The following is a 1,711-nucleotide window of genomic DNA, read 5'->3' as shown; positions in this document are numbered from 1 at the left end:
AGGTGTACTAGATTCTGATTTTGAGCATAATTGGTAATTGCCTCAGCCACAGGATGGGCGATCCTTTCTTCTGCTGCTGCTGCAAAACTTAACACTTGTTCGGCTGACATTCTACCCGGTATGGTTTGTATCCCGACTACAGTTAATTGTCCTTGGGTTAAGGTTCCTGTTTTATCAAAGACAACTGTGTCTACTTCTGCTAATTGTTCAATGGTTCGCCCACTACGGACTAAAATACCGTGGCGGGTGTTGTGATTTAATGCCCCTAAAAATGCTGTGGGCATGGAAACACGGATACCTGTAACAAAATCTAAAGTCAGGATGGAAGCTGCCCTCGCAGTTTCTTTGGTAATGGCTAAGACAATACTAGCTAAACCTAAGGAAGGTAAAATTAATTTATCTGCTAACTGCGCTGCATAATTTGCCATACGTGTATCATGTACTGGCGCGTTTTGCAGTAATTCAAGACTGGCAGCAGCACGAGTGTTTTTTCCTACCCTGTCGGCATAAATATAAATTTGTCCAGAGCGAACCAGAGTGGAAGCATAAACCACCGTTTCCACTGTGGCAACAATGGGCATTGATTCCCCAGTCAGTTGCTGTTGATCGATGGTAGCTTCACCTTTAATCACTTCTCCATCTACAGGAATTTGCTCCCCTGGATAGACGATGACGGTTTCCCCTGGTTGTACTTCATCGCTTTTAATTTGTATGGGTTTTCCTTCTTTGAGTACCCAGGCGAAATGTCCGATGGCATCGAGGAGGTCTGCTGTTTGAGTTTCCGTAGAACGAGCTGTGCGATCGCGTATTACATCCCCTAGTTCATGCAGTGTAATTACTAGGGCGGGTGTAACTAATCTCCCTTGTCCATAACTTAAACCCACTGCCAGTAAATCCAAACAATCAATATTAATTTTGCGATCGCTCCATAGACTTTGACTGGCTCTTTTGGCTATGGGTAAGGTGACAGTTGCTAAACTTCCAAGAGCAATGGGGCGCAACCAAACTAATCCACTCCAATTACTCAACCAACTAACTACAGTAGTGAAGACTGGTAATGCTAAACTTGACCAATTTCCGGTTTCTGGGGTCGGATTCTCTGTTTGTTGGTTGGGAATTGATTTAGTTGTAGCTGACTGTTGAATTAACTTTGTTAAATTAGAGACAACTTCTGTCGAATCTCCTGTATACTGATAAATTATAGCAATAGAACCTGCGACCCGATTTACCCTCACCCTATTAATTCCGGATTGAGCAAGTAAAAACTCTGTCAGATTTACTGCATAATCCGAGTCGTATTTTAAACGATGGATGCGGAATCTAGCCCTACCTGGAATATGATGAACTAAACAAGGTAAGGAGCGATAAACTTCAATTTTTTGTTTGTCAACTATGGATAAGGAATTTGCCAACTACTGATACTCCTTTGTATAGCGCTACGAGACTTACTTAGGAAATATTTCATTTTCGCCTTTAACCGTTCGGCTGACCCTCGCGGCGAAGCTTTCCTTCTTACCCTTCGAACAAAACATAATTTCCTAATGTAAATGCTTACTGCTATAGCAGTTAGATAGTTAATGAAGAGTTAATAAGGGCGGCTCTATAGATGGGACTTGTAAACAAGGCTCTCCTTTACTGGGAGGAAAATTCACACTGCTTTTTGCCTCCCCTACGTATCTTTTAAAAAATCAAACCGGATTCCTATATTTAC

1 protein-coding gene is annotated in these 1,711 nt (G+C 42.0%); it reads right to left on the bottom strand.

Features of this window, described 5'->3' with window-relative positions:
• A partial coding sequence (locus CALSC_RS24445; RefSeq protein WP_200817741.1) for an HAD-IC family P-type ATPase occupies window positions 1-1,412 on the bottom strand: 1,412 nt, incomplete at its 3' end.
• Between the last annotated feature and the right edge of the window lie 299 nt (window positions 1,413-1,711).

The sequence above is a fragment of the Calothrix rhizosoleniae SC01 genome (assembly GCF_900185595.1).
GTDB classification, from domain to species: domain Bacteria; phylum Cyanobacteriota; class Cyanobacteriia; order Cyanobacteriales; family Nostocaceae; genus Calothrix_A; species Calothrix_A rhizosoleniae.
The sequence above is the reverse complement of the archived record's forward strand: the minus strand, read 5'-3'. Positions and strand labels throughout refer to the sequence as shown.